The organism is Xanthomonas sp. WHRI 8932A (assembly GCF_035012785.1).
Taxonomy (GTDB): Bacteria; Pseudomonadota; Gammaproteobacteria; order Xanthomonadales; family Xanthomonadaceae; genus Xanthomonas.
Window position 1 is genome coordinate 310,054 of sequence record NZ_JAYGQQ010000004.1, and the last position, 13,292, is coordinate 323,345.

At 65.1% G+C, this 13,292-nt stretch carries 13 protein-coding genes and 1 other RNA gene; 4 read left to right on the forward strand and 10 right to left on the reverse strand.

Annotation, left to right across the window (positions count from 1 at the left end; translation table 11 throughout):
• Window positions 1–5: 5 nt before the first annotated feature.
• From VC212_RS08620 to VC212_RS08650, 7 genes are all read right to left on the reverse strand, one after another.
• Entirely contained in the window at window positions 6–800 is a 795-nt protein-coding gene (locus VC212_RS08620; protein ID WP_115553073.1) for a thymidylate synthase, read from the reverse strand.
• Window positions 797–1,687, reverse strand: coding sequence for a prolipoprotein diacylglyceryl transferase (gene lgt / locus VC212_RS08625; protein WP_323515186.1), 891 nt, complete (start codon window positions 1,685–1,687; stop codon window positions 797–799). Before lgt ends, VC212_RS08620 begins: the two co-directional genes overlap by 4 nt.
• A 54-nt stretch (window positions 1,688–1,741) precedes the next feature.
• Entirely contained in the window at window positions 1,742–2,233 is a 492-nt protein-coding gene (locus tag VC212_RS08630) for a TPM domain-containing protein (protein WP_323515187.1), read from the reverse strand.
• Window positions 2,233–3,129 (reverse strand): TPM domain-containing protein, encoded by an 897-nt coding sequence (locus VC212_RS08635; protein ID WP_323515188.1) that lies wholly within the window; start codon window positions 3,127–3,129, stop codon window positions 2,233–2,235. The genes VC212_RS08630 and VC212_RS08635 overlap by 1 nt, the downstream gene beginning before the upstream one ends.
• Before the next feature lie 52 nt (window positions 3,130–3,181).
• Window positions 3,182–3,258: non-coding RNA, sX9 sRNA (locus VC212_RS08640), on the reverse strand.
• Window positions 3,259–3,591: 333 nt separating this feature from the next.
• Window positions 3,592–4,215 carry a LemA family protein gene (locus VC212_RS08645; RefSeq protein WP_323515189.1) on the reverse strand — a complete coding sequence of 208 codons (624 nt, stop codon included), beginning with the start codon at window positions 4,213–4,215 and terminating at the stop codon, window positions 3,592–3,594.
• A 464-nt stretch (window positions 4,216–4,679) separates the two neighbouring features.
• Complete coding sequence (locus VC212_RS08650; protein ID WP_055851088.1) at window positions 4,680–5,060, reverse strand: diacylglycerol kinase; 381 nt, start codon at window positions 5,058–5,060, stop codon at window positions 4,680–4,682.
• Window positions 5,061–5,243: 183 nt separating this feature from the next.
• Between VC212_RS08650 and VC212_RS08655 the strand changes: the two genes are divergently transcribed.
• Complete coding sequence (locus VC212_RS08655; protein ID WP_323515190.1) at window positions 5,244–5,954, forward strand: SGNH/GDSL hydrolase family protein; 711 nt, start codon at window positions 5,244–5,246, stop codon at window positions 5,952–5,954.
• Window positions 5,955–6,035: 81 nt separating this feature from the next.
• On the opposite strand, the gene VC212_RS08660 is transcribed toward VC212_RS08655, so the two are convergent.
• The 3 genes from VC212_RS08660 to VC212_RS08670 all read right to left on the reverse strand — a co-directional run bounded on the left by VC212_RS08660 (window position 6,036) and on the right by VC212_RS08670 (window position 8,923).
• Window positions 6,036–7,307: a HAMP domain-containing sensor histidine kinase gene (locus VC212_RS08660; RefSeq protein WP_115553068.1), complete on the reverse strand. Its 1,272-nt coding sequence runs from the start codon at window positions 7,305–7,307 to the stop codon at window positions 6,036–6,038.
• 142 nt (window positions 7,308–7,449) lie between these two features.
• Window positions 7,450–8,163, reverse strand: coding sequence for a response regulator transcription factor (locus VC212_RS08665; RefSeq protein WP_002811889.1), 714 nt, complete (start codon window positions 8,161–8,163; stop codon window positions 7,450–7,452).
• 91 nt (window positions 8,164–8,254) lie between these two features.
• Window positions 8,255–8,923 carry an arylesterase gene (locus VC212_RS08670; RefSeq protein WP_323515199.1) on the reverse strand — a complete coding sequence of 223 codons (669 nt, stop codon included), beginning with the start codon at window positions 8,921–8,923 and terminating at the stop codon, window positions 8,255–8,257.
• Between the two features lie 109 nt (window positions 8,924–9,032).
• On the opposite strand from VC212_RS08670, the gene VC212_RS08675 reads away from it, so the two are divergent.
• The 3 genes from VC212_RS08675 (at window position 9,033) to VC212_RS08685 (ending at window position 13,279) form a co-directional block, all read left to right on the forward strand.
• Window positions 9,033–9,632 (forward strand): ATP-binding cassette domain-containing protein, encoded by a 600-nt coding sequence (locus VC212_RS08675; protein ID WP_055851076.1) that lies wholly within the window; start codon window positions 9,033–9,035, stop codon window positions 9,630–9,632.
• On the forward strand, window positions 9,629–12,112 hold the full coding sequence (locus VC212_RS08680) for an FtsX-like permease family protein (protein ID WP_323515191.1): 2,484 nt from the start codon (window positions 9,629–9,631) through the stop codon (window positions 12,110–12,112). Before VC212_RS08675 ends, VC212_RS08680 begins: the two co-directional genes overlap by 4 nt.
• 249 nt (window positions 12,113–12,361) lie before the next feature.
• Window positions 12,362–13,279, forward strand: coding sequence for a TauD/TfdA family dioxygenase (locus VC212_RS08685; protein WP_323515192.1), 918 nt, complete (start codon window positions 12,362–12,364; stop codon window positions 13,277–13,279).
• Window positions 13,280–13,292 lie beyond the last annotated feature (13 nt).

Sequence of the window (13,292 nt, forward strand, 5' to 3'; positions counted from 1 at the left end):
GATTCCTAGACCGCCACCGGCGCCTTGATCGCCGGATGCGGGTCGTAGCCTTCGATCGCGATGTCCTCGAAGCGGAACGCGAACAGGTCTGTCACTTCGGGATTCAGGCGCAAGGTCGGCAATGCGCGCGGGGTGCGCGTCAGCTGCTCACGTGCCTGTTCGAAGTGATTCGAATACAGATGCGCATCGCCCAGCGTGTGGACGAAATCGCCCACGCCCAGGCCGGTGGATTGCGCGACCAGATGGGTCAGCAGCGCGTAACTGGCGATGTTGAACGGCACCCCCAGAAAGATGTCGCCGCTGCGCTGGTAGAGCTGGCAACTGAGTTTGCCGTCGACCACGTAGAACTGGAACAGGCTGTGGCATGGCATCAATGCCATCTGCGACAACTCGCCGACGTTCCAGGCGCTGATCACCAGCCGGCGCGAATCCGGGTTGCGTTTGATCTCATCGACCAGCCACTGCATCTGGTCGATCTCGACGCCGTCCGGGCCGGTCCAACGCCGCCACTGCTTGCCGTACACCGGGCCAAGGTCGCCATTGTCGTCGGCCCATTCGTCCCAGATGCGGACCTGGTTGTCCTTCAGATACCCGATGTTGGTATCGCCCTGCAGAAACCACAGCAGCTCGTGGATGATCGAGCGCAGATGCAGCTTCTTGGTGGTGACCAGCGGAAAACCGGCAGTGAGATCGAAGCGCATCTGCCAGCCGAACACGCTGCGCGTGCCGGTACCGGTGCGGTCGGACTTTTCGGCACCGTGTTCCAGCACATGCTGCAGCAGATCCAGATACGGCTTCACTTCGCCGCCTCCACCGTTACGGCGGTCGGCACCACCGGCTGCAACACCGGCGCGCGGCGCGACATCGCCAGCAAGACCAGGCCCACCGCGATCAACGGCAAGCTCAGAATCTGGCCCATCGTCAGCCAGTTGAAGGCCAGATAGCCGATCGGCGCATCCGGCACACGCACGAATTCCACGATGAAGCGGAACACGCCATACAGCAGCGCAAACAGCCCCGACACCGCATAGCGCGCGCGCGGCTTCATCGAGAACGCCCACAACACGACAAACATCACCACGCCTTCCAACGCGGCTTCATACAGCTGCGACGGGTGACGCGCGAACCGATCCAATGCGCCAGCGGCGTATTGCGCGTGAATCTGTGCTGGCGCGATATCGGCCAGTTCCGGCGCATGCGGGAAGATCACGCCCCAGTCGGCCTGCGTGAACTTGCCCCACAACTCGCCGCCGACAAAATTGCCGAGCCTCCCGAAACCAAGGCCCAACGGCACCAACGGCGCAACAAAATCCATCACGTCGAAGAAGTGCAGGCGATGCTTGCGCGCCCACAGCCAGCAGGCCATCAACACGCCCAGCAGCCCACCGTGGAAGCTCATGCCGCCTTCCCAGACCTTGAACAGGATCAGCGGATTGGCCAGGAAGGTCTCGAACGCATAAAACAGCATGTAGCCGATGCGCCCGCCCAGCACCACGCCGAGCATGCCGTAGAACAACAGGTCGGAAAAACCGTCCATGTCCACGCCGGGCAGACGGCCGCGCAGGATGCGCGAGCGGCCTAGCGCCCAGGCCGAGAAGAAGGCAGCCAGATACATCAAGCCGTACCAGTGCACCTGCACCGGGCCAAGCGAGAAGGCGATGGGGTCGATGGCGTGCAGATAGATCATGCGGACCGCGTATCACAAAAAAGCGAGGCGTCTATTCTGACACCTCGCACGCCTTCAGCCTAAGAGCTGGGGCCGATCGGGCAGCTCGTCTTCATGCTGCATCTCCGCGCCACGCGGGAAATGCTCGACCAGCAGCTCGGTCACCGCTTCGATCCCCGCCAGGACGGCCACCTCGTACTGGCGCTCGCGCAGGAATTGCTGCATGCGCCGGCACACTTCCTCCCACTGCGCCTCCGGCACCTGGCTGCGCAAGCCACGGTCGGCAACCACTTCGATGGCGTGGTCGGCCAGCAACAGATAGATCAGCACTCCGTTATTGGCTTCGGTGTCCCAGGTGCGCAGCTGCGCGAACGCCTGATCGGCGCGCTGGCGAGCGGTGTGTGCGCTCCACAGCGCCCCGAGCGGCAGGTCCGCTTCGACCGCCACCATGATCTGGCCGGTATGGCTGCGCTCGCTGGCGGCCACCGCCGCCGTGATCGCATCCATGCAACTGGTCGGAAACCTACGCTGCGCCGACGGCGCGAAAAGATGCCTGAGCCACCGCATTACCAGCTCCCCGAGGCGCCACCGCCTCCCGATGATCCACCGCCGCCGCCCCAGCCGCCACCGCCAAAACCACCACGGCCACCGCCCCCGAATCCTCCGAATCCACCACCGCCCCAGCCACCGCCGCCGACAAAGCGCCCCGGCGAGCCGGAGACCAGGCCCGCCGACAGACCGATGACGGCTGCACCGGCGCTGGCGAACAGCAACGAGGTAAACAGCAAGGCGGCGCCCCCGGCCGCGACGCCGGTCAGCACGGCGCGCAGCGGACGCGGCAGGGCGCCGAGGATGCCGCGCGCCACCATCGCGACCACAAAGCCGATAAACAGCGCCATGATCCAGCCACTCCCGCCTGCCCCATTGCCGACGCCACCCTCGGCGTGCCCGCTGACCGGTTCCGGGAGAGCTTCTCCTTCGATCAGGCCAGCAAGCGTCGCGGTCGCATCGCGGATACCGCCGCCGTAGTCGCCCTCGCGGAACCTCGGCGCCAGGTACTCCTGGATGATCCGGTTGGCCACGATGTCGGGAATGGCGCCTTCCAGGCCATAACCGGGCTGGATGCGCACGCGGCGATCGTCCTTGGCCACCAGCAGCAGCACACCATCGTCCACGCCCTTGCGCCCGATCTTCCATTGATCGAACACGCGCTGGGTGTATTGCTCGATCGTCTCCGGTTGGGTGGTCGGTACGATCAGGATCTGCAGCTGCGCGCCCTTGCGTTGCTGCAATGCCAGCGCCTGCTGCTCAAGTTGCTGGAGCTGCGCCGCATCCAGGGTGCCGGTGACATCGACCACCGGCGAGCGCAGTGGAGGGATGGCTGCAAGATCCTGCGCCAGCACCGAGGCCGGCAGCAGCAGTAGCGCCATGATCCAAAACACCCACATGTGCGTTTTCCGCATTACCAACTCCTTGATAAGTACTGACAGTGAATCAGCACTGACACTTAAGCTTTGCTAATAAAACGTAGCGAGCAGTCGTCAGGTGGGTGTGGACGGCGCGCTCAGAACCGAAGTGTACGAGTGGACCATGCCGCACCAAGCACCGGCCGCGCCCGCCTGGCGGTGAGCACAGTCGTTGTGTTGGCCGCTCTTGGCTTTCCCTTCTACCTGCGGGGAAGGTGCCCCGAAGAGATAAATGAAGGAACGAGCGAAGCTACGTGCAGTGTCGTTACACGACGGCTTCGTCCCTCACACCCACCCCGCTCCTGAGGGAGAGGGGCCTGATGCCGCGCATTTGAACGTTGGTTGATCACGCAGGCGATAGGTTGCTTGCCATCGCACACGTCGCGATTGCCTCGACATGCCGTGCAGCACACCGCGCAGTAGTTGAGACTGCGCAGGTGCATGTATTTACTGTGCCGGCTACGGCTGCGGCTGCGGCGGTTGTTGCTGCGGCGCTTGCTGATTGCCGAAGTCCACCTGCGGCGCGCGCGAAATCTGCGCTTCGTTCTCCACGCTGAAATTCGGCTTGGGCTGGTAACCGAAGATCTTGGCGGTGATCACCTGCGGAAACGAGCGGATATAGGTGTTGTAGTCCTGCACGGTCTGGATATAACGGCCGCGTGCCACGGTGATGCGATTCTCGGTACCTTCCAGCTGCACCTGTAGATCGCGGAACGACTGGTCGGACTTGAGCTGCGGGTAGTTTTCGCTGACCACCAGCAACCGCGACAGCGCACTGCCCAGTTCGCCCTGCGCCTGCTGAAAACTCTTGAGCGAGGCTTCGTCATCGGCATTGACCTGAATCTGCCCGACGCGTGCGCGCGCATTGGTGACTTCGGTCAGCACCTGACGCTCCTGCTGCGCATAGCCCTGCACGGTGCGTACCAGGTTGGGAATCAGGTCGGCACGGCGCTGGTACTGGTTCAGGACTTCCGACCAACCGGCTTTGACGCCTTCTTCTTTTTGCTGGATCGCGTTGTACCCGCAACCCGACAGCGAGGCTGTCAGGAGCAGCAATACCAGGGCACGCATCAGGACAGACATGCAGGCGATTCCGTTGAAAGAGAGCCGCAGCATGCCACGCGCCAAGTCAAACTCGCATGCACATGCGCCTTCCTGGCGTGCGAGGGGTAGTGCGCCTCGAAACGACCGGCAGTCCCTGATGAGCAACCACGTCGATCTACGGTCCGTGGCGACGGCGCTCGCACCCTGAGGCGAGCCCGTCGACGCATGGCGCCGCGTATTGACAGGCCATGCGTGCCGCGCAAGCTCACGTCCCGCTACCCTGAGTGCCCCAAGCGCAAGGTGCGAATGTCGTGTGTTGGAGCAACACGTGGCGCACGCTTGGTCGAGCGAGACGTGCCCATCCCTGCGTCGGCAGCAGCGCGCGGCTGCCGACGCGGGAGATCGCCCGGCGTCGGGCCGTCTGCGTGCCTGCGTGCCTGCGTGCCTGCGTGATGAATCAGGATGTGGCGCGCAACCGGATGACCGTCAAGATCCCACCCGTCTCAAAACACCCGCGGCAGCAGAATCAACCCCCAGCACAACAGCACATTGATCAGCAGCAGAAACACCGCTGCCGATCCCATGTCCTTGGCGCGGCCGGCGAGCACGTGGTGCTCGGGGCCATAGCGTTCGATCACCGCTTCGATGGCCGAATTCAACAGCTCGGCGGCCAACACGATCAACAACGGCGCGATCAGCGCGATGCGTTCCAGCGGCGACTGACCGAGCCAGATGCCCAACGGCGCCATCACCACGGCCAGGCAGACTTCCAGCCGGAATGAGGATTCATGCAGCCAGGCTGCACGTAAGCCCTGCCACGACCAAATCGCAGCCTTGAGCATGCGGCGCGGTCCGCGCGGCACGTGTCCCAATTGATCGGCCATGCGTCAGTGCTTCCGGCCGCGAGGGCACGTCAGGGGACAAGAAGAACGCATGGCATGATCGCTGCTTGGGAAAGTGCGAATCTTGCACCGTGACGCCGCGCATCGCCAGCCACGGCCCGGTTTGCCCTCAGCTTGCAGACTGCTGCACCATGGGCAGCCCGCTCTCTCGCTGCAGGTTTCCGTATGACTCGACGCGTCTTGCGCACACTGCTGTGCATCCTCGCACTGCTGTCCAGCCAGGCCATCGCGCAGGCCCATCAAACCCCACACACCGCGCCTACGGTGCCCGCGCAGGTGTCCAACGCGGCCTGGGAAGACGATATGCAGCGCTTTGCCGCCAGCGATGCGCGCCAGCCGCCGCCCAAGCATGGCATCGTGTTTGTCGGTAGTTCGTCGATCCGCTTCTGGGACACGCTGGCGCAGGATTTCCCCGGCAAACCGGTGATCAATCGCGGCTTCGGCGGCTCGGAGGTGCGTGACAGCACCTGGTACGCCGACCGCATCGTGATTCCGTATGCGCCACGCCAGGTGCTGCTGTATGCCGGCGATAACGATCTCAACAGCGGCCGCACGCCCGAGCAGGTGCGCGATGACGTGGTGGCGTTCGTCGCGCGCATTCGGCGCGACCTGCCCGATACGCGCATCAGTTATCTGTCGATCAAACCCAGTCCCTCGCGTGCGCAGTTGCTGCCGTCCGTCATCGCCGCCAATCGCCTGATCAAGGACGCACTTGCGCCGCTGCCGCGCGTGGATTTTGTGGATGTCTACACGCCCATGCTCGATGCCAATGGCAAGCCGCGCCCTGCACTGTTTCGCGAGGACATGCTGCACATGACTGCAGACGGCTATGCCCTCTGGCGCAAGGCGGTTGCGCCGGTGTTGGAGCAAAAATAAGGATCAGCGAAACGATCTGGTGGAACAGCTCATGCCGACGCTATCGAACGGCGACAACGCGCCTGGCAAGCACCACCCGACCTACGCCACCACCACCGCCACCGAGGTCCCTAGACCTGCCTCGCTGTGCAGCTCGATCCGCCAACCGAAGCGATCGCAAAGACGCCGTACGATCGACAAGCCCAGACCGGTGCCCTGCGGGCGCGTAGGGTCGGCACGAAAGAACGGCTCGAACGCACGCGCACGCGCCTCTTCGCTCATGCCGATGCCGGTATCGCGCACCACGATGCGGTCCTGGCTGACTTCCACTTCGATGCTGCCGGTGTCGGTGTAGGCGCAGGCGTTGCGCAGCAGATTGCTGAGGACCACCCGCATCACCCGCGGCGGCGCGAACATCTGCAGGCTGCCGTCGCCGATCATCCGCAGCGATACCGGCTTGTCGCCGAGTAACTCGCGTGCGCTTTCGACTTCTTCGCCCGCCAGTTCGGCCGCATCGAAGGTCTCGCTTTGCGGATCGATCTCCGCTTCGCGCGCCAGGATCAGGAACGCATCGATCACCGCTTCCATGTCGCGTCCGGCGCGCTGGATGCGGCGCAGGCTGCGCTGGGTGCGTTGCGACAGCTCGTCGTCGGCCAGCGCCATGTCGCTGGCCACACGGATCACCGTCAACGGCGTGCGCAATTCATGACTGGCATCGCGGGTGAAGTTGCGCTCGCGCGCGACGTGATCGCTGACCTTTTGCCCGAGCGTGTGCAAGGCCGCAGCCAATTGCCGCGTTTCTCCCTGCAGTTCCGCAGGCAGCCGCTCGGGTGCCAGTTCGTCCACATCAGGGTTGCGTGGATCCCACTGCGAAACGCGCCGCGCCAGCCAGCTGATCGGCGACACCAGGCGTTTGGAAACCCGGTAAGTAAACCAGGACACCCCGTAGATTCCCAACAGCACCACGATCGCCGGCACCACGCCAAACCACAGCGTCAGGTGGGCCGCGCGCGCGCGCGGAAACACCAGATACAACCGGCCTTCGGGGCGTTGATCGACATACACCAGCGCATCGGCTGCGGCGACTTCGCTAAAACCGGGCGACAACCGCTGCAGCACGCGCGGCGCCGTGTCGCGGCCGGTACCGGCCGGCGAGAAATACCCTTGAATATTGCGCGTATCCGGCGGCGGATGATCTGGCGCGCTGCGCTGCATGCGCCAGAAGTGCACTGCCTCGTCGGCGAGCACGGTGCGCACCAGGCTGTACTTGATCACGAAGGAAATCAGATACCCGCCCAGCACAATCGCCAAGCTCGCCAGCGCGACCTGCAGCAGGAAGGCGAGACGTATTTTTCGCGGGAGCCCGTGTGGCATTGCTGCATCCAGGGGAGAGCGCCGGATTATAGGCAACGCTTCCGTGAGTCCGTCGTGCAGCCAGTCGGGAGCACGGGAGAACGAGCGGCGCGTGTGCGCCTACAGGAGCGGCCGGCCGCCAGTCGGCAGCCGGCCGGCGACATCAGGCCATCGGTTGGGCGATGTCGGCAATGCGATAGCCGGCGCTCTGCACGGTATGCAGCAGCGGGCGGTCGAACGGCTTGTCGATGATCTTGCGCAGGTTGTACAGATGGCTGCGCAGGGTGTCCGAGTCCGGCAACCCATTGCCCCAGATTTCGCGTTCGATTTCCTGACGGGTCACCACGCGCGGCGATTCGCGCATCAGGATGGTGAGCAGACGCAGACCGATCGGCGAGAGCTGCAGCTCGGTACCGGCACGGGTGGCGCGCATGCTGACCGGGTCGAGCACCAGGTCAGCGACCTTGAGCACTTCCGAGCCAACCTGGCGACGCTCGCGGCGGATCAGCGCACGCAGGCGCGCTTCCAGTTCCTGAATCGCGAAAGGCTTTGTCAGGTAATCGTCGGCGCCAAAACCCAGGCCGGTGAGCTTGTCGTCCAGCGTGTCGCGGGCGGTCAGCATCAGCACCGGAGTGGACTTGCGTGCGTCGTTACGCAGACGGCGGCACACTTCGATCCCGTCCAGGCGTGGCAGCATGAGGTCCAGCACGACCACGTCGTAGCTGTTCTCGGCGGCCAGACGGTAACCGTCCAGTCCGTCCTGCGCATAGTCGACCTCGAAGCCACGGCCTTCCAGGTACTCGCCGATCATTTCGGAGATATTGCGGTTGTCTTCGACGACCAGCACGAGGCCGGACGTTTCCTTGGTCTGACGCATGGACTTTCCTCGGTCTTCAGCTTTGTGAAACATGCCGGATCGGCGGTGGAAAGCATGTGAAGACCAAATAACGTTACATGACGCGCCTGGTTCAGCGCGCCAGCAGCGGGCGCAGCGCGGGCCACACCGTTTCCAGCACCTTGGGCTGCGCCGCCGCGGTCGGATGCAGGCCGTCGGCCTGCATCAAGCCGGGCTGCAATGCGACCTTCTCCAGGAAGAACGGCACCAACGCGGTTTTGTATTGTTTAGACAGGTCGGCGTAAGTGGCTTTCAGGCGCTCGCGGTAGGCCGGTCCGTAGTTCGGCGGCACATCGATGCCCAGCAACAGTACCTTGGCGCCGGCCTGCTGGCTGAGCTGGATCATCTTTTCCAGGTTGCCCTTGAGCTGGGCCGGGGTCAGCCCGCGCAGGGCATCGTTACCACCCAATTCGATCACCACGACGCCGGGGTGGTGCTTTTGCAGCAGGCCAGGCAACCGGGTCAGCGCGCCCGATGTGGTCTCGCCGCTGATGCTGGCATTGACGACCGGCGGTGGCGTCGCCATGTCACGTTTCAGGCGTTGGTCGAGCAAGGTGACCCAGCCGGACTGCACAGGGATGTTGTGCGCAGCGCTGAGGCTGTCGCCGACCACCAGGATCGGTGCGGTCGCAGCCGGACTTTTGGCAGAGGCAATTCCCGGCGCAAGCAGGGACAGTGTCAGCAGCCACAGGGCCAGCGCGCCATATCGCAGTGTTCTTTCACGCATTCGGAGATTCCTCATCGACAGTCTGGCCCCCCGCTCCAGCACCCGCACCGCCATCGACGTCCGCGAGGTCGGCAAATCCGTCAGTGGACCGGAGGGAACACTCCACATCCTCGACAACGTCAGCTTGACGGTCAGTGAAGGCGACAGCATCGCCATCGTTGGGGCGTCCGGTTCGGGCAAGACCACCCTGCTCGGCCTGCTCGCCGGGCTGGACCTGCCCACCCGCGGCAGCATTGCGCTGTCTGGCCAGGACCTGGGCCAGCTCGACGAAGAAGCGCGTGCGGCCTTGCGCGCGCGTGAGGTCGGCTTTGTGTTCCAGAGCTTTCATCTATTGCCGGCGCTCACCGCCGAGGAAAACATCGCGCTGCCGCTGGAACTGGCCGGGCGCGAAGATCCGGCGCGGGTGCGTGAGGTGCTGGAGGCGGTGGGCCTGAGCGCACGTGCGCGGCATTACCCGCGCCAACTATCCGGCGGCGAGCAGCAGCGTGTGGCGCTGGCGCGCGCGTTCGTGGCCAAGCCGCGCATTCTGTTTGCCGACGAGCCTACCGGTAGCCTGGACCAGACAACGGGCGCGCAGATCAGCGACCTGTTGTTCGCGCTCAACGCCACCAGCGACACCACCCTGGTGCTGGTGACCCACGACATGACCCTGGCGCAGCGCTGCCATCACATCTACCGCATCGACAGCGGCCGTTTGCACGCACAGACCGGCCCGACCGCATGAACGTACTGAGGCAGGCCGCACGTGCGGTACGACGGGAATTCCTGGCAGGCGACCTGCTGACCGTGTTCGCCGCGTTGGTGCTGGGCGTGGCGGTGATGACTGCAGTGGGGACCCTGGTGGACCGGGTGACCCTGGCGCTGACCTCCAGCGCGGCCGAAGTGCTGGGCGGCGATCTGGGTGTCACCGGACGCCAGGAGATCCCTGCCGACTTCACCGACGAGGCGCAGCGACGTGGGCTGCAAAGCACGCGCATGGTCAGCTTCCCGAGCGTGTTGTTTCATGGCGAGGCCAGCCAGATGGCCAATATCCGCGGCGTGGGTCCCGGCTACCCGCTGCGCGGTCAGTTGCTGGTCTCAAAAGGCGCTAGCGACCCGGAAGGCACCCCTGCCACCGCACCGCCGCCGGGCCAGGCCTATGCCGACCCGCGGCTGCTGGAAGCCCTGGGCCTGCGCGTAGGCGAACAGCTGGAATTCGGCGCCGGCCATCTGACCATTACCGGCGTGCTGCGCGCCGAGCCGGATGCCTCCGGCGAATTGATGCAGCTGTCGCCGCCGCTGCTGGTCAACCGCACCGACATCGAGGGCGCCGGCCTGCTGGGCCCGGGCAGTCGCGCCTCGTACCGGTTGATGTTTGCGGGTGCGCCGAACGCGATCGCCGACCTGCGCGCGTGGCTCAAGCCCCGCGCCAGCGAATACCGTCTGGTCGGCATCGAGGACACCCAGCGCGGCATGCGCGCCGCGTTCGATCGCGCCGGACGTTTCCTGGCCCTGTCGGCATTGCTGGCGGTATTGCTGTCCGGCGTGGCCACCGCACTGGCGGCCAACCGCTTTGCGATGCGCCGCATCGACACCGTGGCGGTGCTGCGCTGCCTGGGCGCAAAACAGCGCGACATCCTGGCGATGCTGTCGCTGCAATTGCTGTTGACCGCCATCCCGGCCTGCCTGGTCGGCATTGGCTTGGGCATGCTGGCGCAGGAAGGCCTGGTGCAGGCGCTGGGCAGCCTGATCCCGAACCGGCTGCCGCTGCCGCAGGCCACCCCTGCGCTGGCGGGTGCAGGCATCGGCCTGGTGCTGCTGCTGGGCTTCGGCCTGCCTCCACTGCTGCGGCTGCGCAACGTGCCGCCAATGCGCGTGCTCAACCGCAGCTTTGCCGCGGTGCCGCCGAGTTCGTTGCTGGTGTATGCGGCCGCGTTGGCCGCCACGCTGGCGCTCACCGTCTATGCCACCGGCAACCTGGTGCTGGCCGGCTGGGTGTTGGGCGGCCTAGCCGCGCTGGCGGTGGTGGCGATGCTGCTGGGGCTGGGATTGCTGACGTTGTTGCGGCCGATCCAGCACCGCCTGCGCGGGGCCTGGAAGCTGGGCCTGGCCTCGCTGACGCGCCGACGCGGGTTGAGCGTGGTGCAGTTGGTCGGCCTGTCGCTGTCGTTGTGCGCGCTGTTATTGCTGGCGGTGGTCGGCCCGGGCCTGCTTGGTCAATGGCGCGACCGCCTGCCTGCGGACACACCCAACTACTTCCTGATGAACATCCAGCCCGAGCAGACCGAGCCGGTACTGCAGACCTTGCGCGGCCTGGGCGTGGACAACGCGGCGGTGGAGCCGTTTTCCACCGGGCGGCTGATCGCGATCAACGACAAGCCGCCAGTGCGCGGCGACCGCGACCCGCAGGACGATGGCGATGGCGAAAACCGCCCGGTTAATTTTTCCTGGCGGCATGCATTTCCGCCGGCCAACACCTTGTTGCAAGGCAAATTCTGGAGCGCCGACAGCACGCAGGCCGAGGCGTCGGTGGAAGAAGGCTGGGCACAGCGCTATCAGCTCAAGCTCGGCGACCGCATCACCTTGTTGCTGGGCGAACAACAGCGCAGCTTCACCGTCACCAGCATCCGCAAGGCCGATTGGGATTCGTTCCGGGTCAACTTCTTCCTGCTGCTCAACCAGGGCGCGGTGGGCGATGCGCCGTACAACCTGATTTCCGCCTTTCATCTGCCACCCGGCAATGCACCCAAGCTGGCGTCGCTGAGCCGCGACTACCCCAATATTTCGGTGTTGGATATCGACGCGATTCTCGGCCGCGTGCGCGAGGTGATCGACCAGGTGGCGCAAGCCGTGCAACTGGTGATGGGCTTCAGCCTGCTGGCCGGTGTGCTGGTGCTGCTGGCCGCGTTGCAGGCCACGGCAGGCGAGCGCCGCTACGACAGCGCGGTGCTGCGTACCTTGGGCGCACGGCGCGGTCAGCTGCGTGGCGCGGTGTTGGTGGAATTCGGCGCATTGGGGCTGCTGGCCGCGGGCCTGGCAGTGACGGCCGCCGCCGTCATCGGCGCGGTGGTCGGGCAGCAGGCGTTCGACATCGCACTTGCGCCGGATTGGCCGCGGTTGCTGCTGGGCGGCGCATTCGGGCTGGCGTTGAGCCTGTTGGCGGGCTGGTCGGGTACACGCCGCATTCTGTCCACGCCACCTGCGTTGGCGCTGCGCACGGAGTAAGGCCGGCGATAGACGCGGCCAAGTGTTGGCGAATGGCCGCGTGCTGCGACGCGAAATGCGCTGCATGACCCACTGTCATGCAGCGCTGTGTCTTCGGCAGCGATCGGCATCGCCTGTGTCGCAACGCATATACCTGCAGTGCATAAGCACCTTGCCAATCGTACGTTCGCAGCGGCGGCACGACTGCCTAGAGTGACCAGTCCGGTCGCCGTTCGGGCGGCCTTTAGCTGTCGTCGAGGTGCCACCGTCATGGCCAGCGTGAGTTCTACAGCGCGCGTGCAATCGCCGCGCAACGATGCCGCCACCGTGCAGACGTCCGGCGTGCGAATCGTGCCATTCGACGCGCCACTGGGTGCGGAAGTCATCGGGCTGGATCTGTCGCAGCCGCTGGATGCCGCCACCTTTACGCGCATCCATCAGGCACATCTGGACCACCACGTGCTGGTGTTCCGCGATCAACGCATCACGCCTGCGCAGCAGGTGGATTTCAGCCGTCGTTTCGGGCCGTTGCAGATCCATGTGCTGCGCAACTTTCAGCTGCGCGGGCATCCGGAAGTGCTGGTGGTGTCCAACATCAAGGAGAACGGCGAGCCGATCGGACTGGGCGATGCCGGGCATTACTGGCACTCGGATCTGTCCTACAAGGAAACGCCCAGCCTGGGCTCGCTGCTGCATGCGCAGGAACTGCCCAGCGACGGCGGCGACACACTGTTCGCCAATCAGCATCTGGCCTGGCAAACGCTGCCCGAGCCGCTCAAGCGCCGCGTGCAGGACCTGCGTGCCGAACATAGTTATCTCGCCAAGTACGAAGCGCTGCGCGCGCGCAATCCGTGGCGCCCGGCGCTGACGCCCGAACAGATTGCAGAAGTAAAGCCGGTGCAGCACCCCATCGTGCGGACGCACCCGGAAACCGGGCAAAAAGCACTGTTCGTCAGCGAACACTTCACCACCCGTGTCGTCGGCTTGCCCGACGACGAAAGTGCTGCGTTGCTGCAGACATTGTTCGAACACAGTACCCGCGATGCATTGGTGTACCGGCACCAATGGCAGGCGCACGACATGGTGTTCTGGGACAACCGCTCGGTGATGCATCTGGCCGCAGGCACGCCCGACCACCTGCGCCGCCGGCTCAACCGCACCACCATCGAAGGCGACGCGCCGTTCTGAGCGTGCGCCTGTC

Excerpts from the sequence above, each read along its gene's own strand:
- VC212_RS08635 (WP_323515188.1), bottom strand. The coding sequence starts at position 3,129 with ATGCGGAAAACGCACATGTGGGTGTTTTGGATCATGGCGCTACTGCTG.
- VC212_RS08680 (WP_323515191.1), top strand. The coding sequence starts at position 9,629 with ATGAACGTACTGAGGCAGGCCGCACGTGCGGTACGACGGGAATTCCTG.
- VC212_RS08670 (WP_323515199.1), bottom strand. The coding sequence starts at position 8,923 with ATGAGGAATCTCCGAATGCGTGAAAGAACACTGCGATATGGCGCGCTG.
- VC212_RS08645 (WP_323515189.1), bottom strand. The coding sequence starts at position 4,215 with ATGTCTGTCCTGATGCGTGCCCTGGTATTGCTGCTCCTGACAGCCTCG.
- VC212_RS08655 (WP_323515190.1), top strand. The coding sequence starts at position 5,244 with ATGACTCGACGCGTCTTGCGCACACTGCTGTGCATCCTCGCACTGCTG.
- VC212_RS08685 (WP_323515192.1), top strand. The coding sequence starts at position 12,362 with ATGGCCAGCGTGAGTTCTACAGCGCGCGTGCAATCGCCGCGCAACGAT.
- VC212_RS08665 (WP_002811889.1), bottom strand. The coding sequence starts at position 8,163 with ATGCGTCAGACCAAGGAAACGTCCGGCCTCGTGCTGGTCGTCGAAGAC.
- VC212_RS08650 (WP_055851088.1), bottom strand. The coding sequence starts at position 5,060 with ATGGCCGATCAATTGGGACACGTGCCGCGCGGACCGCGCCGCATGCTC.
- lgt (WP_323515186.1), bottom strand. The coding sequence starts at position 1,687 with ATGATCTATCTGCACGCCATCGACCCCATCGCCTTCTCGCTTGGCCCG.
- VC212_RS08630 (WP_323515187.1), bottom strand. The coding sequence starts at position 2,233 with ATGCGGTGGCTCAGGCATCTTTTCGCGCCGTCGGCGCAGCGTAGGTTT.
- VC212_RS08660 (WP_115553068.1), bottom strand. The coding sequence starts at position 7,307 with ATGCCACACGGGCTCCCGCGAAAAATACGTCTCGCCTTCCTGCTGCAG.